The 19,770-nt window shown below is 73.7% G+C and carries 17 protein-coding genes and 1 tRNA gene; 4 read left to right on the plus strand and 14 right to left on the minus strand.

Annotated features, from left to right (window positions below; genetic code table 11):
• Nucleotides 1-7: 7 nt before the first annotated feature.
• The 3 genes from CUD01_RS08355 to CUD01_RS08365 all read right to left on the minus strand — a co-directional run bounded on the left by CUD01_RS08355 (nt 8) and on the right by CUD01_RS08365 (nt 2,140).
• Nucleotides 8-982, minus strand: coding sequence for an endonuclease/exonuclease/phosphatase family protein (locus CUD01_RS08355; RefSeq protein ID WP_244937717.1), 975 nt, complete (start codon nt 980-982; stop codon nt 8-10).
• Nucleotides 983-1,037: 55 nt separating this feature from the next.
• Nucleotides 1,038-1,331, minus strand: coding sequence for a hypothetical protein (locus tag CUD01_RS08360; protein WP_141320223.1), 294 nt, complete (start codon nt 1,329-1,331; stop codon nt 1,038-1,040).
• Between the two features lie 137 nt (nt 1,332-1,468).
• Nucleotides 1,469-2,140, minus strand: a complete 672-nt coding sequence (locus CUD01_RS08365) for an arsenate reductase/protein-tyrosine-phosphatase family protein (protein WP_141320225.1) — start codon at nt 2,138-2,140, stop codon at nt 1,469-1,471.
• Nucleotides 2,141-2,186: 46 nt separating this feature from the next.
• Here CUD01_RS08365 and CUD01_RS08370 point away from each other — a divergent pair, with 46 nt between their 5' ends.
• Together CUD01_RS08370 and CUD01_RS08375 are read left to right on the plus strand one after the other, a co-directional pair.
• Nucleotides 2,187-2,663: an arsenate-mycothiol transferase ArsC gene (locus CUD01_RS08370; RefSeq protein WP_244937718.1), complete on the plus strand. Its 477-nt coding sequence runs from the start codon at nt 2,187-2,189 to the stop codon at nt 2,661-2,663.
• 12 nt (nt 2,664-2,675) lie between these two features.
• Nucleotides 2,676-3,098, plus strand: coding sequence for an arsenate reductase ArsC (locus CUD01_RS08375; protein ID WP_094181728.1), 423 nt, complete (start codon nt 2,676-2,678; stop codon nt 3,096-3,098).
• Between the two features lie 46 nt (nt 3,099-3,144).
• On the opposite strand, the gene arsA is transcribed toward CUD01_RS08375, so the two are convergent.
• The 8 genes from arsA to CUD01_RS08415 form a co-directional block, all read right to left on the minus strand.
• Nucleotides 3,145-4,917 carry an arsenical pump-driving ATPase gene (gene arsA, locus CUD01_RS08380; protein ID WP_141320227.1) on the minus strand — a complete coding sequence of 591 codons (1,773 nt, stop codon included), beginning with the start codon at nt 4,915-4,917 and terminating at the stop codon, nt 3,145-3,147.
• Nucleotides 4,918-4,926: 9 nt separating this feature from the next.
• The gene (gene arsD, locus CUD01_RS08385; RefSeq protein ID WP_094181727.1) at nt 4,927-5,313 is read right to left on the minus strand and encodes an arsenite efflux transporter metallochaperone ArsD; all 387 of its coding nucleotides are present in this window, start codon (nt 5,311-5,313) and stop codon (nt 4,927-4,929) included.
• A gap of 98 nt (nt 5,314-5,411) precedes the next feature.
• Nucleotides 5,412-5,714 carry an ArsR/SmtB family transcription factor gene (locus CUD01_RS08390; protein ID WP_307722673.1) on the minus strand — a complete coding sequence of 101 codons (303 nt, stop codon included), beginning with the start codon at nt 5,712-5,714 and terminating at the stop codon, nt 5,412-5,414.
• Nucleotides 5,715-5,919: 205 nt separating this feature from the next.
• Nucleotides 5,920-5,995: transfer RNA gene (locus CUD01_RS08395), tRNA-Thr, on the minus strand.
• Nucleotides 5,996-6,118: 123 nt separating this feature from the next.
• A complete protein-coding gene (locus tag CUD01_RS08400) occupies nt 6,119-7,771 on the minus strand; it encodes an alpha/beta hydrolase (protein WP_244937719.1) in 1,653 nt (550 codons plus the stop codon).
• Between the two features lie 107 nt (nt 7,772-7,878).
• On the minus strand, nt 7,879-9,015 hold the full coding sequence (locus tag CUD01_RS08405) for a DNA polymerase III subunit delta' (protein ID WP_141320231.1): 1,137 nt from the start codon (nt 9,013-9,015) through the stop codon (nt 7,879-7,881).
• Nucleotides 9,012-9,686 (minus strand): dTMP kinase, encoded by a 675-nt coding sequence (gene tmk / locus CUD01_RS08410; RefSeq protein ID WP_141320283.1) that lies wholly within the window; start codon nt 9,684-9,686, stop codon nt 9,012-9,014. Before tmk ends, CUD01_RS08405 begins: the two co-directional genes overlap by 4 nt.
• 85 nt (nt 9,687-9,771) lie before the next feature.
• Nucleotides 9,772-10,776 (minus strand): Gfo/Idh/MocA family protein, encoded by a 1,005-nt coding sequence (locus CUD01_RS08415; RefSeq protein WP_141320233.1) that lies wholly within the window; start codon nt 10,774-10,776, stop codon nt 9,772-9,774.
• 145 nt (nt 10,777-10,921) lie between these two features.
• On the opposite strand from CUD01_RS08415, the gene CUD01_RS08420 reads away from it, so the two are divergent.
• Entirely contained in the window at nt 10,922-14,662 is a 3,741-nt protein-coding gene (locus CUD01_RS08420) for a glycosyl hydrolase (RefSeq protein WP_141320235.1), read from the plus strand.
• Nucleotides 14,663-14,781: 119 nt separating this feature from the next.
• Here CUD01_RS08420 and CUD01_RS08425 read toward each other — a convergent pair whose 3' ends face one another.
• The 3 genes from CUD01_RS08425 to CUD01_RS08435 form a co-directional block, all read right to left on the minus strand.
• Entirely contained in the window at nt 14,782-15,042 is a 261-nt protein-coding gene (locus tag CUD01_RS08425; protein ID WP_141320237.1) for a hypothetical protein, read from the minus strand.
• A 228-nt stretch (nt 15,043-15,270) separates the two neighbouring features.
• Nucleotides 15,271-17,973 carry a type I DNA topoisomerase gene (gene topA, locus CUD01_RS08430; RefSeq protein ID WP_094181720.1) on the minus strand — a complete coding sequence of 901 codons (2,703 nt, stop codon included), beginning with the start codon at nt 17,971-17,973 and terminating at the stop codon, nt 15,271-15,273.
• Between the two features lie 81 nt (nt 17,974-18,054).
• Complete coding sequence (locus tag CUD01_RS08435) at nt 18,055-18,969, minus strand: phosphatase PAP2 family protein (protein WP_244937720.1); 915 nt, start codon at nt 18,967-18,969, stop codon at nt 18,055-18,057.
• 102 nt (nt 18,970-19,071) lie between these two features.
• On the opposite strand from CUD01_RS08435, the gene CUD01_RS08440 reads away from it, so the two are divergent.
• Entirely contained in the window at nt 19,072-19,719 is a 648-nt protein-coding gene (locus tag CUD01_RS08440; RefSeq protein WP_141320241.1) for a TetR/AcrR family transcriptional regulator, read from the plus strand.
• The last annotated feature ends 51 nt before the right edge of the window (nt 19,720-19,770 follow it).

The following is a 19,770-nucleotide window of genomic DNA, read 5'->3' on the forward strand; positions in this document are numbered from 1 at the left end:
CCCCGCGTCAGGCGACCGCGAACTCGACCCACAGCGGGTAGTGGTCGCTCACGCGCCACGACACCTCGGTGCGCGACAGGCCAGGGAACACGTGCGGGAGGAAGTCGAACCCGCCCGCGCGGCGCGTGTACGTCAGCCCCTCGAGCAGCGACGCGCCCGTCGGCTCCGAGAACCACGCGACCTGGTCGTAGAAGTGCCGGTCGTTGTCGTCGTCGAAGATGGTGCGCGGCACCTGGTCCAGCTCGCTCGGCGCCCACAGACCCGTCGAGACGAACGCCTCGTACAGCGGGTTGCCCAGGCGGTCGAGGTTGAAGTCCCCGAGCACCAGCAGGTTCGAGCTCCAGTCGTCCTCACGGTCCGCCCACCGGCGCATCCACTGCGCGAACTGCTCGATCTCCACCACGCGCGCAGCGGGCGTCCCCCACAGCACGTGCACGGTCGTCAGGACGAACGACACCGGCTCCCGCGCGTCCCCCGCGGCCCGCACCCGCTCGAACCCCACCGCGTACGGGGTGCGCGCGAACTGGTCGGCGGCCCGCCCCGCGACCGGCGGGAGCACGATCTCCCCCACGAGCCCCGAGGGCTCGACGCGCGACGAGTCGTACAGGAACGCGAGCCGCTCCCCGTTGCCGGCGCTGCCCTCCGTGACGTCGGACGCGAGCACGCGCCACGTCGGCCCGAGCCGTGAGCGCAGGACCCGCAGCGCCCCGGTCGAGCGACGCACCTCCTGCAGCGCCACGACGTCCAGCTGCTCGACGACCGCCGCGACCAGCGCGACCGCCGTCCAGTCCCGCTTGGGGGACGTGCGCGGTCCGGCGGCCCACGTGGGGCTCACGTCACCGAACGCGCGCAGGTTCCACGTGCCGATCAGCAGGTTGTCGTCCGTGCGGGGCGGGACCGCCGCCCGGACCTGCGCGCGCAGCGCCTCGACCTGCGCCACGACCTGGTCGGGCGTCGCCGGCGGACCCGTGGGCACGCTCACCCCTCCATGGCACCACCGCGCGGGTGGGCTCACCACCCCCGCAGCGGGCGAAGTCTCACGCCTGCGGCGCGCGCCCCTCGTCCGCCGTCGCCTCCGGCTGGGCGGGCGGCTCAGCGGGCGACTCGGCGGGCGGCGCGGCCGGCGGTTCGACTCGCGCCGCCACGGCCGCCGCGCGCACGCGCACGACGGTCGCGACGAGCCACACGACGCCGATCAGCGCGAACGGCCACGGGTAGCGAGGCGCCGAGAACACGGCGGCGACACCGATGACCAGACCCGCGGCGAGCGCGGACAGCACCTGCCGGTCCCGCAGGACGCGACCGAGGACGGACCGAGGCTTCGAGGACATGCCGCCATTCTCCCCGCCCGGGCGCACGACGAAGCCGCCTGCTCCCGCTGGCGGCGCACGGGTGCGGCCAGCAGTGCGTCCTGCTGGTCGACGGTCAGGGCGGGGCGCGTGCTGGACGTCGCCGCACCTCCTGAGGGTCAGGACATGACGAGGCGCGGTGCGAGGTCGCCGACCCTGCGACCGAGCTCGGCGACGGCGAGGTCGAACGCGTCGTCGGTGCCGGCGGGCACCGGGTCGGGGATGGACCAGTGGACGTCCGCGGTCAGGCCGACCTCTTCGTGGGCGCGGTCGCACACGGTGATGACGAGGTCGTCCTCGCGTCGCACGGAGTCGAGGTGCTGGGGGTGCTGGTCGCGCAGGTCGAGGTCGTGACGACCGGCGGCCGCGACCGCGCCAGGGGCGATGGCGGAGGCCGGGTGCGTGCCGGCGGAGACGGCGGGGATGGTGCTCGCGCGACGCCAGAGGGCGACGGCGAGGTGGGAGCGGGCGGAGTTCGCGGTGCAGATGAACAGCACGCGCGGCGGCTTGGGGAGCGCGGTGGTGAACGGTCCGAGCTCGGTCGGCAGGAGCCGCAGGTAGGTGCGGCGCCGGTCGCCCTCGGAGCGGGTGCGCTCGACGAGGCCGTGCTCGACGAGGACGTTGACGTGGTGCGCGAGCAGGTTCGAGGGCATGGACAGCTCGGCGGCGAGCTCCGACGGAGAGGCGTCGCCGCGGGAGAGCAGGTCGACGACGGCGAGACGTCCGGGGTCGGACAGGGCCCCGTGCAGGGCCGCTCGGCGCTCGACCTGACGCATCCACTCAGTGTTCATTGAGTCAATCTTGACTGAGCGGCATGCCGCCGGTCAACATGTCGGCGTGACCTCTTCCGAACGGCCGTCGGCCCCACCCTCGCTCGGCCGACGCCTCACCGCCGAAGGCGGTCCTGGCGCGATGATCAACGTGCTGTTCGTGTGCGTGCACAACGCCGGCCGCTCCCAGCTCGCCGCCGGGCTCGCCGAGGCCATCGGCGGCGGTCGCCTGAGCGTCGCCTCGGCCGGCACGGAGCCCGAGGACCACGTGAGCGACGTCGTCATCGGTTCGCTCGCCGAGGTCGGCGTCGACTGGACCGGCCGCACCCCGACGCGCCTGACACGCCAGGCCGTCGAGGCCGCCGACGTCGTCGTCGCACTCAAGCCCTCCCTCGTCCTGCCGCAGGTCGACGGCGTCCGCTACGAGACCTGGCCGCTGCCCGACCCCGCAGGCTGGGACCTCGACGGCATCCGCCCCCTGCGCGAGCACCTGCGCGAGCGCATCGAGTCCCTGGCGTCGAGCTCGACACCCACCACACCCTGAAGGAGCACACCCGTGACCACGACCGACTCCCCCAGCGTCCTGTTCGTCTGCGTGCACAACGCCGGCCGCTCCCAGATGGCCGCGGGCTTCCTCACGGCACTGTCCGGCGGTGCCGTCGAGGTCCGCTCGGCCGGCTCGATGCCCGCCGACCAGGTCAACCCCGTCGCCGTCGCTGCGATGGCGGAGGTCGGCATCGACATCGCTGCCGAGCAGCCCAAGATCCTCACCGCCGACGCCGTGCAGTCCTCCGACGTCGTGGTCACCATGGGCTGCGGCGACGCCTGCCCCTACTTCCCCGGCGTCCGCTACGAGGACTGGAAGCTCGACGACCCGGCCGGCCAGGGCATCGAGGCCGTCCGCCCCATCCGTGACGAGATCCGCACGCGGGTCCTGGGCCTGCTGGACCAGCTCGGCGTCCAGCCGGTCAGCGCATGACGAGCGTGCGCGACCTCGTCATCGTCGGATCGGGCAGGCCGGCGGCTCAGCCGGTCGCGGTCGAGCCGAGCACCGATGAGCTCGTCGCCAACGCCCTGAGGCCCTCGACATCGACCGGCTCGGCCGCCTGGAGCGCGATCACCGCATGGCGAGGCGCGAGCATCTCGACCCGGTCGAGGTAAGGGCGCTCGGCCTGGGCGCGCCGGCGGAGCAGCGCGCTCCTCGGCCGGGCCGCAGCCAGCGACTGGTCGACCACCCACGCCCACGGATGGATCCCGGCCCGCTCGAGGTCCGCGGCCAGCTCCTCGGCCTCCAGCACCGGGGTCATCTCCGGAAGGGTCGCGACGATGACCCGGGTGTGGTCCCGGTTCTGCAACCGCATCAGGGGTGTGGTGTAGGAGACGCCCTCGGCCATGTGACGTGCGATCTCTCGGTGGTAGGACCCGGTCGCGTCCATCAGGAGCAGGGTGTGGCCGGTGGGCGCGGTATCCATCACGACGATGCGTCTGCTCGACTCGTGCACCACCCGGGAGAACGCCTCGAACACCGCGATCTCCTCGGTGCACGGGCTCATGAGGTCCTCGGCGAGCACAGCGCGCCCGGCGTCGTCGAGCCGCTTGCCCTTGGTGGACATCACGCGAGCGCGGTAGTCCGCCACGGCCTGCACAGGGTCGATCCGTGAGACGCGCAGGCCCGGGACCTCGGCGAGCGCGGGGTCGATGCGCCCCGCCGGGTCCGTCGTCGTGAGATGGACGTCCAGACCTCGGTCCGCGAGGGCCACGGCGATCGCGGCGGCGACGGTGGTCTTGCCGACCCCGCCCTTCCCCATCGTCATGACGAGCCCCGTGCCGGTGGCGGCGAGCTCGTCGACCAGCCTGTCGAGACCCGGCGCCGCGACGTCCTCCAGGTCGGACGTCTCGTCCGCCGACCCCTGGGGTGCGTCGTCCAGCAGCGCGCGCAGCGCCTCGAGCCCCGCCGCGTTCACGGGCTTGAGGCTCACCTCGTCGCGCCGGATCGACCTGAGACCGGTGGGCATCTCGGCCAGTGCCGCCTGCTCGCGCTCGCGGATCGCCGCACCGAGCGCGTCGTCGGCCGCATCGACGGGAAGGACGGCGTTGATCACCAGCGCCGCGGGCGCGATGCCGATCGCGGCGAGCTCCTCTGCCGCGCGGGCGACCTCGGCCAGGCTCGACGGCTGCGGGCGAGCCACGAGCACCAGTGCGGTCCGCGTCGGGTCCGTCAGCGCCTCCACCGCGCCCGCGTACACCGCGCGCGCCTGGTCCAGGCCGGACAGCGGACCGAGGCACGAGGCGTCGCCCTTGCCACCGTCGAGGAACGTCGTCCAGTCACCGGGCAGCTGCAGCAGCCGCAAGGTGTGACCGGTGGGCGCGGTGTCGAAGATGACGTGGTCGTAGGCGGCCGTCGTCTCGGGGTCTGCGAGCAGCGACGTGAACTCGTTGAACGAGGCGACCTCCGTCGTGCACGAGCCGGACAGCTGCTCGGTGATCTCGGCGATCTCCTTGGCCGGCAGGAGATCCCGCACCGGGCCGATGATGCGCTCGCGGTAGGCCTCCGCCGCCTGAGCCGGGTCGATCTCCAGCGCATCGAGGCCGCGCACGGCGGGGACCGGCGTGATGCGGTTGCCGATCGTGATGCCGAAGACCTGTCCGACGTTGGACGCGGGGTCGGTCGAGACCAGCAGGACCCGCCGCCCACGGTCAGCAAGCCGGACAGCAGAGGCGCACGCCAGCGACGTCTTGCCGACGCCACCCTTGCCGGTGAGCAGCAGGACGCGGGCAGGGTCGTCGAGGTAGCGCATCACGCCCCCTCAGCAGCAGGAGGACGACGAGCCGCCGCAGCAGGTGCCACCGCCGGCGGAGGTCACGGCGGTCAGCGGGAGCACGCCGCCCGGCTCGAGGCCCGCGTACCGCACGAGCTCGGCTCGCGTCGGGTAGCGCCCCGTCAGCACGATCGCGCCGTCGACCACGACGACGGGCAGGCCGTCGGAACCGGACACGCGCAGGAACTCACGGACCGGCTCCACCTGGGAGAACGCCGCCGGGTCGTTGGCGAGGTTGTGGCGAGCGGCATCGGCGCCCCGCGTGACCACGTGGTCGAGGTCAGCCGTGAACGCGAGGAGGGACTCGCTCGGGTCAGGACCGCAGACGCCGGTGTTGCAGCACAGGGCAGGTTCGAAGACGCGGATGGACGGCATGACCAGATCCTTCGACGAGAGTGACGTGACCCTCGAACGTATCGACGCATCGACAAACGTCGAAGCGACCAAGGTCCCGCCGTCGCCGCCGGCGGCTCTCAGCGCCGGCCGAGGACCGCGTCTGCTGACGCACCGAGAAGCTCACGCGCGCCGGGCGCCACCGCGAAGTGCGCCCACCTCCCCTGCTGGCGTCGCGTGACAAGCCCCGCATCCGCGAGGATCTTCATGTGGTGCGAGACCGTCGGCTGCGACAGCCCGACAGGCTCGGTCAGGTCACACACGCAGGCGTCACCACCCGGCGCCGAGGCGATGATGGAGAGCAGGCGCACGCGCGCAGGATCGGCCAGCGCCTTGAAGGTCTTCGCCACCTCCGCCGCACGCGTGGGGTCGATCGCACCCACGGGGGCCTCGCACAGGCATGCGTCGGCGAGGTCGGTCGCCAGGGGATGCGTCGTGGTCACACCGCGATCGTGTCACATCGACCGACATCGAATCGACGGTCGAACGTCTCGAGGTGCCGGCAACGGTCGACCGCCCCGCCCGACCGCGAGACACGAAACCCGCGCCGTTCCAGCCTGAGATGGCTGGTCAGACGCGGGTTCCTGGTGGAGCCGCCTTGGGGAATCGAACCCCAGACCTTCTCATTACGAGTGAGACGCTCTGCCGACTGAGCTAAGGCGGCGCTGCCGGGACTGGTCAGGACCAGCCGGTCCGGCGAGCGCGCCCACTGTACCCGTAGGGGTGCCGGGTCTCCAAAGCGAGCCGTCGTCGGTCCGCCCGGGGCCCACCACCGGCCGTCGGCGCGTCAGCAGCGGGTGCCCTCCGCAGGGACCTCGCCGTCCAGCAGGTAGGCGTCGACGTTCTCGGTGACGCAGTCGTTCGAGCGCCCGTACGCGGTGTGTCCCTCGCCCTCGTAGGTGAGCAGCACGCCCGAGTCGAGGATCGACGTGAGGGCCACGGCCTGCTCGTACGGGGTCGCGGGGTCGTTCGTCGTGCCGACGACGAGGATCGGCGCGGCGCCGGTCGCGGAGTAGTTGTCGAGCCCGCCGACCTCGGGCACGGCCCACTGCGCGCACAGCACGCCGCCGTACGTGAACAGCGAGCCGACGGTCGGCGCGGCGGCGACGATGCGCTCCGCCTCAGCCGCCATCTCGTCCGGGTCGGCCGTGGGGCGTCCGTCGGCGCAGCCGATCGACCAGAACGCCTCGGTCTGGTTGGCGGAGTAGGTGCCGTCCGACGAGCGGTTGTAGTACGCGTCGGACAGCGTGAGCAGGACCGAGCCGTCGTCGTCCTGGATCGCGGCGCGCAGGCCGGACGTCAGGTAGCTCCAGTACGACTCGGAGTACAGCGTCACCGCGATGCCGGTGAACGCGAGCGCCTGCGTGAGGGGGCGGTCGTCGTCGCCCGTGTCGAGGGGTGCGGAGCGCGCCCGGTCGAGCAGGCGCCGGACCTGCTGCATGCCGTCGTCGACGCCGCCGCCGAGCGGGCACGACGCGCCCGCCTGGCAGTCCGTCACGTACGCGCGCAGCGCGTTCTCGAAGCCCACGGCCTGCTCGAGCGCCGACTGCTCGGGCGTGAGCGTCGGGTCGATCGCACCGTCGAGGACGAGGCGCCCGACGTTGCCGGGGAACAGCGCCGCGTACGTCGCGCCGAGCTGCGTGCCGTACGAGTAGCCCAGGTAGTGCAGGCGGTCGTCACCCAATGCGGCACGCAGCACGTCCAGGTCACGCGCCGCGCTCACGGTGTCCACGTGCCCGAGCAGCGGGCCCGTGCGCTCGAGGCACGCCTGCGAGAAGTCCGCGTAGCGGTCGATCGCGGCCTGCACGCCCTCGGGCGTCGAGTAGTCCGCGTCGAACGCGGTCAGCTCGTCCATCTGCGGGCCGTCGTAGCAGGCGATCGCGGGCTCGGAGTGCTGCACGCCGCGCGGGTCGAAGCCCACCAGGTCGTACCGCTCCTGCACGTCGTCGCTCACCGTGTCCCGCGCGCTCGCCAGGAAGTCCAGGCCGGACCCGCCGGGGCCGCCCGGGTTGAGCAGCAGCGAGCCGATGCGGTCGCCCGAGGCGCGGCTGCGCGCGAGCGCGAGGCTCGTGGTCTCGCCACCCGGGTCCGCGTAGTCCACCGGCACGACGGCGGTCGCGCACTCGCCTGCGTCGCAGTCCTCCCACTCGAGCCGCTGGGAGTAGAACCGCTCGAGGTCCGCGTCCGGCGCGCTCGACGCGTCGGGGGCGGAGGTCGCCGCGGAGCCGGCGGTGGTCTGGACGGACGACTGGTGCTTCGTCGTCGGCGAGCAGCCCGCGACGACGAGCGCCACGACGACGAGCACCCCCGTCAGGACGCCGCGGCGCGAGCCGACGGCCGAGACCGGGGCCAGGGCCGAGGATCGGCGGGAGGTCGAGGAGCGGGAGGTCGACGAGCGGGAGGTCGAGGAGCGGGAGCCGGCGCGAGCGGGACGAAGCACCCGCACACGGTAACCGCACCACCCCCGCCCGAGCGGCGCCCCACCCCCGGATGTGGACGGCCCGGCCCGTCGACGCGACGAGCGCGTGCGCGTCGCTCTCGTGCGGCTCAGGCCTGGGGGCGCAGCGCGATCGCCATGGCCTCGACGGCCAGGAGCGGGGCGACGTTGCCCTCGAGCCGCGTGCGGGCCGTCCCGATCGCGTCCATGCGGCGCAGCGTCTGCTCGGGCGTGGCGGCCGCGGCGAGCTCGCGCACGGTCTCGGCGTGGTCGAGGTTGACCAGCGACACGTCGGCGCCGAGCTGCACGACGAGCACGTCCCGGTAGAGCGACAGCAGGTCGAGCATCGCCCGGTCGAGGACGTCGCGCTGCGCGCGCGTGGCCCGGCGCTTCTGGTCCTCCTCGAGCTGGCGGACCTGACCGCGCACGGCGGGCGGGAGCGTCGCCGCGCCCTCGGCGCCGAGCGTGCGCAGCAGCGCGGCACGCTCGGCGGCGTCGCGCTCCTCGGTCGCGGCCTTCGCGTCGGCCTGCGCGGTCGCGACCAGGTCTCCCGCGGCCAGGACCGCGTCCCCGACGCCCCGGATACGCGCGGCGATCTGCAGCACCTCGGTGCGCCGCCGCCGGGCCTCGGGGTCGCGCGCGAGCCGGCGCGCGATGCCCACGTGGCTCTGCGCCGCGCGCGCGGCGACCTCGGCCACCTGCGGGTCGATGCCGTCGCGGCGGACCAGCAGGTCCACCACGGCCGCCACGGGCGGCACGCGCAGCGCGACGGCCCGCGACCGCGAGCGCAGCGTGACGAGCACGTCCTGCGGGCTGGGGGCGCACAGCATCCAGACGGTGCGCGGCGCGGGCTCCTCGAGCGCCTTGAGCAGGACGTTCGACGTCTTCTCGACCAGCCGGTCGGCGTCCTCGACGAGGATCACCCGCCAGCGTCCCTCGGCGGGCGACCGCTGCGCGAGCTCGACGAGCGGGCGCACGGCGTCGATGAGGATGTTGACGCCCTCGGTCGCGACGACCTTCACGTCGGGGTGCGTGCCCGCCAGGACGGTGGTGCACGCGTGGCACCGCCCGCACCCGCCCTCGGTGCACTGCAGCGCGGCGGCGAACGCGCGGGCCAGGTTGGAGCGGCCCGAGCCGGGCGGGCCGGTGAACAGCCAGGCGTGCGTCATGGCCTGCGGGTCGACGACGGCGCGCTGCAGCTCCGTGATCGCGGGCTCCTGCCCGACGAGACCCTCCCAGACGCTCACGCGGCACCCCCCGCCACGGGCTCGGCGGGCACGCCCAGCAGCGGCGCGACGCGCTCGCGCACCGCGCGGGCCAGCTCGTCGGGTGCGGTGGTCGCGTCGAGGACGAGGAACCGGGCGGGGTCGGCCGCGGCACGCTCGAGGAACGCCTGGCGGGTGCGTCGGTGGAACTCGTCGCCCGCGCTCTCGAGCCGGTCGGGGCTGCCGGTGAGGCGCGAGCGGCCGAGCACCGGGTCGACGTCGAGGAGCACCGTCACGGCGGGTAGCAGCCCGCCCGTCGCCCACAGCGAGAGCCGCTCGACCTCGTCGGCACCCAGGTCCCGGCCGTGCCCCTGGTAGGCAACCGACGAGTCGAGGTACCGGTCGGTGACGACGAGCGCGCCGCGCGCGAGCGCGGGCCGCACGAGCGAGGCGACGTGGTGCGCACGGTCGGTCGCGTACAGCAGGGCCTCGGTGCGCGCGTCGACGTGGTCGCCGTGCAGCACCGCGTCCCGCAGGAGCCGGCCGAGCTCGGTGCCGCCGGGCTCGCGCGTGAGCACGACCTCGCGGCCGAGGCCGCGCGCCCAGTCCCCGAGCAGGCGCGCCTGGGTGGACTTGCCCGCACCGTCGCCGCCCTCGAGGGACACGAACACGCCGGGCAGCGGCGCGTCCGGCCCGGGGGGAGGCGCGGGCAGGCTCGTCGGACCGGCGGGCGATGTCACGGCGCCAGGCTAGCCGCCCGCGCCCACATCACCGCCCCCGCGGGTGCGGGGCCGTGGGTCACTCCCCGGGGTACGCGAGGCCGATCTGCCGGCGCACCTCGTCGAGCGTGCGCAGCACCTCGACCGTGCCCTGCCAGGTCATGCGCGGGCTCTGCGTCTCGCCGTCGGCGATGCGCCGGGCGACCTCGGCGGCCTCGTACTGCAGGCCCTTGGTGCCGGGCTGCTCGAACGTCCACACACGCCCGTCGTTGCGCGTGACGCGGAACGACGAGGGTCCGTAGAACGGCCCGGCGACCTCGATGTACCCCTCGGTGCCGGAGACGAGCGCGACGGTGGGCGTGCGGGCCCACAGGGTCGTCGAGAGCGTCGCCTGCGTGCGCTCGCCGTACGCGAGGACCACCGAGACGTGCCCGTCGACGCCGGTCGAGGTGAGCTGGCCGACGGCGTGCACGGAGTCGGGGACGCCCAGCAGGTCGTGCGCGAACGAGACCGGGTAGACGCCCAGGTCGAGCAGCGCGCCGCCGGCGAGCTCGGGGGCGTACAGGCGCGAGGCCGGGTCGAACGCCATGTGCTGGCCGTGGTCGGCGGTCACGTTGACCACGTCGCCGATCTCACCGGCATCGATGACCTGGTGCAGCGCCGCGACGTGCGGCAGGAACCGGGTCCACATGGCCTCCATGACGAACACGCCCGCATCGCGTGCGGCGTCGAAGACCTGCTGCGCCTCGTCGGCGTTGCGCGTGAACGCCTTCTCGACGAGGACATGCTTGCCCGCGCGGATCGCGAGCAGCGCGTGCTCGAGGTGCTCGGAGTGGGGCGTGGCGACGTAGACGACGTCGACCTGCGGGTCCTCGACGAGCGCCTCGTACCCGAGGTGCGTGGTGGGGATGCCGTGCGCGGTGGCGAACCGCTCGGCGCGGTCCCGGTGCCGCGAGCCGACCGCGACGACCTGCGCGCGCGTCTGGCTGCCGACGGCGTCGGCGAACGTGCCGGCGATGCGGCCGGCGCCGAGGATCCCCCAGCGGACGGGCGGGGCGGTGCGGGGGTCGGGAGTGCGAGCCATGGCGTCAACCTAGCGTGTGGACCGTTTTGGTCGGGCTCGTGCACTTTCTTTGCTCGCTTGACTTAGTTAGCCTCGGTCGCCATCGGCCCGACGGTGGGCCGTGCGGTCCCCGGCGCGCCCGCCGGGTCGTTCGACGGAGAACGCGATGACCACCTCAGCAGCCACCCGCCCCGCCCGCCGAGCGGTCGCGCTCGTCGCCGCCGCGGCCCTGACCCTCACCGGCCTGACGGCGGCGGCCGGCAGCGCGCACGCCGCCGACGACCCCGCGCCCGGCTCGGGCGGCACCGTCGCGATCGCGGACACCGACGCCACCGCGCAGACCCGCTCCCTGATGCGCTACCTGCGCGACCAGGAGTCCGGCGGCATCCTGTTCGGCCAGCAGCACGCGACCGACGAGGCCGTCTCGTCGTCCGTCACGGGTCCCGACGGCAAGCCGCTGAAGTCGGACGTGCACGACGTCACGGGCGACCTGCCGGGGATCTTCGGCTTCGACACGCTCGCCCTCAAGGGCGACGAGAAGCCCGGCTCGCACACCCGCACCGACGAGGAGAACGCGCTCGCGCTCGCCGCGGAGATGGTCCGCGCCGACGGCCTCGGCGCGCTCGTCACGCTCTCCGCCCACATGCCGAACTTCGTCACGGGCGGCTCGTTCTACGACACCGAGGGCCGCGTCGTCAGCCACATCCTGCCGGGCGGCGACACCAACGCGGAGTATCGCGCGTACCTCGACCTGGTGGCGCTGGCCGCGCAGAGCGCGCAGCGCACGGACGGCTCGCTCGTGCCGATCGTCTTCCGACCGTTCCACGAGAACACCGGCTCGTGGTTCTGGTGGGGCGCCGCGCACGCGAGCGTCGGCGAGTACAAGGAGATCTTCCGGTACACGGTCGAGTACCTGCGCGACGTCTTGGGCGTGCACAACCTGCTCTACGCGTTCTCCCCCAACGGCACGTTCGACGGAGACGCCGCGCGCTACCTGGAGACGTACCCCGGCGACCAGTGGGTCGACGTGCTCGGGTACGACAACTACGAGAACTCCGACGCCGCCGACGACTCGACCGCGTGGGTCGCGGCCGTCGTCGACGACCTCGAGATGGTGGTCGACCTGGCGGCCGAGCGCGGCAAGGTCCCCGCGTTCACCGAGTTCGGCCGCAACGGCGACCGCACCATCAAGCCCAGCGGCAACAAGTCGCTGCACTACTTCACCGAGCTGCTCGACGGCCTGAGCGCCAGCCCCACGGCGAGCCGGGTCGCGTGGATGCTCACGTGGGCGAACTTCGGCTCGGGCCAGATCTACGTCCCGTACGCAGGCCACGAGATGGCGGCGGACTTCCAGGCGCTGTACGACGACGACGCGTCGGTGTTCGCGAGCCAGACGGGCGACCCGTACACGCTCACGGCCACCGCCGGGGCGCAGGAGCCCGCGCTGCGGGTCGTCACACCGGCCGACGGTACGCGCGTCACCACCGCGACGACGACCGTGCGCGCCAAGGTGACCGCCGCGCCCGGGGTCGACACCGTGACGTTCACGGCCGCGGGGTACGAGCCGCTCGAGCTGGCGCCCGACGACGACGGCTACTGGTCGGGCACCTGGGAGGTCGGCGAGGACGCCCTGACGAACCGCACCGTCCCGGCGGCGGTCACCGCGACGGGCGGCGGTCACGACCTGTCGGCCGACGTGTCGCTCATCCTCGGCTCGGCGCCCGTGCTGCCGGTCGGCACGGTCGACGACTTCGAGGGGTACGGCGACGACGTCGCGCTGCGCGCTGCGTACACGACCGCCAACGCGACCTCGTCGGCCATCGCGCTCGCCGACCACGGCGACGGCCAGGCGGTGCGCCTGTCGTACGACTTCCCCGCCTCGCGCACGGGCTACCTGGGCTTCGGGAAGTCGTACGCGCCGACGCAGAACTGGTCCGGCTTCGGGCAGCTCGACCTGTGGGTCGACCCGGACGCGTCCGGTCACAAGCTCGTCGTCCAGGTCCAGGCGGGCGGCGTCACGTTCGAGGCGTACCCGTCGCTCGCGGGCGACGAGCCGTACGTCGCCTCGATCCCGTGGACCGAGTTCACCGTCGCGCCGTGGGACACCGCGAACCTCGGGCAGACGCTCACCTGGGAGCGGCTCGCGAAGGTCTCCCAGTTCTTCGTCTACCTGAACGACGCCGGGGGCGACGCACCGCTCACGGGCTCGGTCCTGCTCGACGACATCCACGCGACGGGCGAGGGCGAGTACGTCGACCCCGAGCCGTCGGCCGATCCGATCCTCGTGGACGACTTCGAGTCCTACGCCGACGAGGCCGCGTTCGACGCCGCGTGGGGCAACCGCGCCAAGACCGACCTCGTCAGCCTGTCGACGGACGCCGGCGAGGGCGAGCAGGCGCTCGCGTTCACCTACGACCACGCGGACGGCGCGTGGCAGGACGTCGCGCGCTGGCTCGGCGGGCAGGACTGGTCCGGCCGGGACGCGCTGTCACTGCGGGTCAAGGGCGACGGCACGGGCAACCAGCTCGCCGTCCAGCTCGGCCTGGGCGGCGGGACGTACTACCTCGCGCAGGTCCCGCTGACCGACACGTCGTGGCACGTCGTCGAGATCCCGTTCTCGTCGTTCGCACCGTCCTGGCCGCAGGACCTCACCACACCGATCTCCGACGAGGCACTGGGCGTGGTGAACGAGCTCGTGCTCGCGTCGAGCTCGCAGAGCGGGTCGGGCACGTTCGGGGTGGACGAGATCCGCGTCGTGGGCGGTGACGCCGAGCCGGAGGTGCCGGACGGCACGCCCGAGGTGCTGGACCGGTTCGACCAGTACGGCGCCACCACGGACCTGCGCGCCGCGTGGAACAACATCGCCGAGCAGGAGTGGGGCGACGGCTGGCAGCTCGCGCTGGCACCCGGCAAGGGCGCGGGCGGCTCGGCGGCCGCCGCGTTCGCCTACGACTTCTCGACGACCACCTACCTGCAGGAGTCGCGCTGGCTGGGCGGACACTCGTGGGCCGGGCTCGACGGCATCTCCGCGTGGGTCGACCCCAACGGCTCGGGCCAGTCGCTCTCGCTGCGGTTCCGCACGGTGTCCGCGTCGGGCACGGGCGACGACTGGTACTGGGACCTCCCGGTGCCGCTCACGGGCTCCGCGCGCACCGTGCGTGCGGCGTTCGCCGACGCGGTCGCGACGTGGCCGGCCGGGATCGACCCGGCGACGCGGCCGACACGCGCACAGCTCGCGAAGGTCAACGAGGTCATCCTCATGGCCACGCAGGCCGACCCCGCGCTGCCCGCCACCGGCACGTTCTACCTCGACGACCTCGAGGTCGGCGACTTCCCCGCCGAGCCCACCGAGGTCGCACCCGCCGTGACGACGCAGCCCACGGCCGTGACGGGGAAGATCGGCACGACCGTCACGCTCACGGCCCAGGCGTCGGGCCTCCCGGCGCCGACCGTCCAGTGGCAGTTCCGCAGCAAGGGCGCCGCGTCGTGGCGGCCGATCACCGGCGCGACGTCGACGACCCTCACGCTGCGGCTCGCGAAGGCCCACGACGGCGGGCAGGTGCGCGCGGTGTTCACCAACGTGGCGGGCACGGCGGCCTCGGCCGGCGCCACCATCACCGTGACGAGGACGAAGCCGCGCATCACGGCCCAGCCGCGGTCCCTCACCGTCGCCCGCTACCGCGCCGCGACGTTCCGCGTCACCGCCACCGGCTACCCCGCCCCCGCCTACCAGTGGTTCCGCAAGGCGCCCGGCAGCGCGGCGTGGGTCAAGGTGACGGGCGCGACCTCGTCGAGCCTGACGGTCAAGCCCCGCACGACGAAGGACTCGGGCACCCGGTACCGGGTCGTGGTCTCCAACAGCCAGGGCTCGGTGACCTCCGCGGTCGCCACGCTGCGCGTGCGCTGACCCCACGGACGACGACGCCCCGCCGGATGGGCTGCCGGCGGGGCGTCGTCATGTCCGGGAGTGCCGCGTCACGACGACGACGTGGCGCTCGTCCTCGGCTTGGCGCGGGCGGCACGCGGTCACGTCGTGCCGGACTGGTCCGCAGCGAGTGAACGCACCGAGCGGACGTCCTTCAGATCCGATGCCCACAGCGGCTTCCCGTGAGGGTCGTCGGCGGCGAGCGGTGCGGTGAGCGCCGCCCTCGCCGCGTGCGCCTGCTCGGGGTCGGTCGCGCCGAGTGACGGCTCCACGTCGACCACAGGCGGCCCTTCGTCGCTGGCGACGTCGCTCACCGTGAACTCGAACGGCAGCACGTAGGCCTCCGAGCCGCGCTCGCCCACGGACCGGACCGGACCGGGCCCCCCGACCACACCCGACGCCGCCAGATCCGCCGACGTCAGCACGTCGTCGAATCCCACGTACGGCTCGACCTCGTCGCCCGAGATCCGAAGGGTGACGAAGTCAGCCGTGGACGGCAGAGCCGTGGCATCGCTCGTGCAACCCGCAAGTGTGCCGACGGCCGAGGGACCCGACGGCGAGGGCGGCGACGGAGCGGAATCTCTGGTGTGTCACGACGACGACTTGGCGCTCGCCCTCGGCTTGGCGCGGCGAGCCGGGGCCTTCTTCTTGGCCGGGGCGGACGCGCGCTTGTCGGCGAGCAGCTGGACCGCCTGCTCGGGCGTGATCGACTCCGCGGTCACGTCCTTGGGCAGCGTCCGGTTGGTCACGCCGTCGGTCACGTACAGCCCGAACCGGCCGTCCTTCACGACGATCGGCTTGCCCGACGTCGGGTCGTCGCCCAGCTCGCGCAGCGGCGGCGTCGCGGTCGCGCCGCGCCCGCGCTTGGGCTGCGCGTAGATCGCGAGCGCCTCCTCGAGCGTCGTCGTGAACAGCGCCTCCTCCGACGCGAGCGTGCGCGAGTCCGTGCCCTTCTTCAGGTACGGGCCGTAGCGGCCGTTCTGCGCGGTGATCTCCGCGCCCGACTCGGGGTCCACGCCGACGACGCGCGGGAGCGAGAGGAGCTTGAGCGCGTCGTCGATCGTCACGGTGTCGAGCGACATCGACTTGAACAGCGACGCGGTGCGCGGCTTCGGCGCGGCGGCCAGGGCCTTCTTGCGTGCCGCGGCGGACAGGCCCGGGTCGAGCTCGGGCTCGGGCAGCAGCTCGGTGACGTACGGGCCGTAGCGGCCGTTCTTCGCGACGATCGTCGTGCCCGTCGTCGGGTCGGTACCGAGCACCTGGTCCCCCTCGGGCTCGCTGTCGAGCAGCGCACGCGCCCGCTCGACCGTGAGCTCGTCGGGCGCGAGGTCCTCGGGCACCGACGCACGGCGGGGGTTGCCGTCCTCACCGAGCACCGACGGGTCCTCGAGGTACGGACCGTAGCGGCCCACGCGCAGCGTGATGCCCTCGCCGATGTCGATCGAGTTGACCTCGCGCGCGTCGATGTCGCCGAGGTTCGCGACGAGGTCGCGCAGGCCCTCACCCTCGTCGGAGTCGCCGAAGTAGAAGTGCGTGAGCCACGCGACGCGGTCCTTCTCGCCCGACGCGATCGCGTCGAGGTCCTCCTCCATCGAGGCGGTGAAGTCGTAGTCGACGAGCCGGTCGAAGTTCTCCTCGAGCAGGCGCGTCACCGCGAACGCCAGCCACGACGGCACGAGCGCCTGGCCGCGGCTCGTGACGTACCCGCGGTCGAGGATCGTCGAGATCGTCGCGGCGTACGTCGAGGGGCGGCCGATCCCGCGCTCCTCGAGCGCCTTGACGAGCGACGCCTCGGTGAAGCGGGGCGGCGGTGACGTGCGGTGCCCGTCCGCGGTGAGGTCACGGCCCGTGAGCGGGTCGCCCTGCGCCATCTTCGGCAGGCGCGCGTCCTTCTCGTCGGCCGGCGCCGCGTCGTCGTCGTACCGCGAGACGTCGCGGCCCTCCTCGTACGCCGCGAGGAAGCCGCGGAACGTGATCACGGTGCCGGACGCGGAGAACACGGCGTCCCGCCCGTCGGCCGCGACGGCGCCGAGGCGCACGGACGCGGTCTGCCCGCGCGCGTCCGCCATCTGCGAGGCGACCGTGCGCTTCCAGATCAGCTCGTACAGCTTGAACTGGTCGCCCGAGAGCTCGCGCGCGACCTGCGCCGGCGTGCGGAAGTGGTCGCCCGCGGGGCGGATCGCCTCGTGCGCCTCCTGCGCGCCCTTCGCCTTGGAGGCGTACACGCGCGGCGCGTCGGGGACGTACTCCGCGCCGTACAGCTCGGCCGCCTGGCGCCGCGCGGCGGAGATCGCCTGCGTCGACAGCACGGGCGAGTCGGTACGCATGTACGTGATGTAGCCGTTCTCGTACAGCGTCTGCGCGGTGCGCATGGTCTGCCGCGAGGACATCCGCAGCTTGCGCGACGCCTCCTGCTGCAGCGTGGACGTGGTGAACGGCGCCGCCGGCCGGCGCGTGTACGGCTTCGTCTCGAGGCTGCGGACCTCGAACGCCGCACCGTCGAGCGCGGCGACGAGCGACGTCGCGGCGGCCTCGTCGAGCTGCACCGCGTCCGTCTTGAGCACGCCGCGGTCGGTGAAGTCACGGCCCGAGGCCACACGCGAGCCGTCGAGAGCCGTGAGCCGCGCCTGGAAGGCGGGCTCGTCGTCGTCGGCCACCGCGAACGTGCCCGTGAGGTCCCAGTAGTCCGCCGGGACGAACGCCATGCGCTCGCGCTCGCGCTCGACGACGAGCCGCGTCGCGACCGACTGCACGCGGCCCGCGGACAGGCCCTGACGGACCTTGCGCCACAGCACCGGGCTGACCTCGTAGCCGTACAGGCGGTCGAGGATGCGGCGGGTCTCCTGCGCGTCGACGAGGCGGTCGTCGAGCTCGCGCGTGTTCTCCAGCGCCCGCGTGATCGCCTCGCGCGTGATCTCGTGGAACACCATGCGCTTGACCGGCACCTTGGGCTTGAGCTCGGCCAGCAGGTGCCACGCGATGGCCTCGCCCTCGCGGTCCTCATCGGTCGCGAGGTAGAGCTCGTCGGACTCCTTGAGGAGCTTCTTCAGCTCCGCGACCTTCTTCTTCTTGTCGGAGTCGACCACGTAGTAGGGCTGGAAGCCGTTCTCGACGTCGACCGCGAACTTCCCGAAGGGGCCCTTCTTCATCTCGGCCGGCAGCTCCGAGGGCTGCGGCAGGTCACGGATGTGCCCGACGCTCGCCTCGACGTCGAAGTCGTCGCCCAGGTACCCCGCGATCGTGCGGGCCTTGGCGGGCGACTCGACGATGACGAGCTTGCGCCCTGCCGACATGCGTGCCTCTTCCTGTCTGACGGCCCGCACCGGCTGAGTGCCGCGCGTGGCCCGTACGTCTGGGGACTCTACGACGACCCGTCAAGCGCTTCGCAACCGGCGTCCCGCGGCATGGCGCAGCGCGAGCGCGGTCGCGAACGTCGCGGCGCACGCCGCGACCGTGCCGAGCACACCGCCGCCGTACGCCCACAGCAGCTCCGAGCGCGTGCCCGCACCCGGGACCGCCTGCCACGTCCGTGCGAGCGCGGCCACCGCACCCGCCCCGGCCAGGAGCGCCACGGTCCACAGCGCGCCGAGCGTGCCGCCCTGCAGCCGCGGGGTCGGCGGCGGGCCGTCGACGTCCGGCCCGGGCCGCGGCGGCCACGACGCCGTGAGCGCGCACGTCGCCGCCGTCCACGCGAGCACGACGAGCACCGCCGCCAGCACGTCCGACGGCCGGTGCCACTGCCCGACGAGCGTCGAGACCCCGGTCGCCGCGGCGTACGCCGCACCGACCGCCGCGACGAGCGGGCGCATCCGCGCCGGCACGACGAGCAGCAGGACGACCGCGATGCTCGTCGCGGCCGTGGTGTGCCCGCTGGGCAGGGTGTTCTCCGCGCTGCCCGTGTTCACGCCGTGGTCGGGGCGCGGCAGCACCAGGTACTTGAGCACCTGCGTCGTGAGGTTCGCACCGCCCATGACGAGCGCGACCTGCACCGCGAGCTCCCAGCGCCGCCGCACCACCGCGATCCCCACCGCCACGACCAGCACGACCGCGATCGCCGAGACGGACACGACGTCGAGCACCCGCTCGGCCATCCGCCACAGCTCCGTCTGCCCGTACACCGCGCCCTCGACCGCGGCGGCGTCGACCAGCTGCCCCTGCTCGGTGTCGACGAACACCGCCCACAGCCCCAGGACGCCCGCGAGGCTCGCGACGCTCACCGCGAGGCACGCCGCGACGACCGCGCTGCGGCGGGTGCGCGCAGGCGTCGTCGGGGTGGCCGTGGTCGTCACGACGTCCACGCTAGGCCACCGCGCCGTGCGGGCGACGAGCCCTCCACGACGTGACCACCGCGTGCGCACGGACCGCGCACGCGACCGCCTAGGGTGGCCGCCATGGACGACGAGGCGGCGGCCCCGACGCCGGGTGCCAGGCGCCTGCGGCGCGCGGCGACCGAGGCGCGGCGTGCGCAGATCGTCCGCGCGGCCGCCCGGACGTTCGGCACCAAGGGGTACCGCACCGGCTCGCTCGCGGACGTCGCCGAGCAGGTCGGCATCACGCACGCCGGCGTGCTGCACCACTTCGGCACCAAGGAGCAGCTGCTCGTCGAGGTGCTGCAGATGCGCGACGAGCAGGGTGTCGCCGACCTCGAGGGGCAGCACATCCCCGGCGGGATCGAGCTGTTCCACCACCTGGTGCGCACCGCGCGCGCCAACGCCGAGCGCCGCGGCATCGTGCAGGGCTACACCGTGCTGACCGGCGAGTCCGTGACCGAGGACCACCCCGCGCGCGCCTGGGTGACCGAGCGGTTCACCACGCTGCGCGGCGACGTCGCGGCCGCGGTGCGCGAGGTCGGCGGGCCGGACGTGTCCGACGACGACGCGCGGCGCGCCGCGAGCACGGTCATCGCGCTGATGGACGGCCTGCAGGTGCAATGGCTGCTCGACGAGGACGCGGTCGACCTCGCGGAGGCCACGCGCGTCGGCATCGAGGCGGTCCTGCGGGCTGCCTGCCCGTCGGCGGACATCCCCCACCTGGGCTGACGACGGCCGACCCGCGCCGCGAGGTCGAGCATCGCTCGCCGGGTCGTGCAT

The sequence above is a fragment of the Cellulomonas uda genome, assembly GCF_006538705.1.
Lineage (GTDB): Bacteria > Actinomycetota > Actinomycetes > Actinomycetales > Cellulomonadaceae > Cellulomonas > Cellulomonas uda.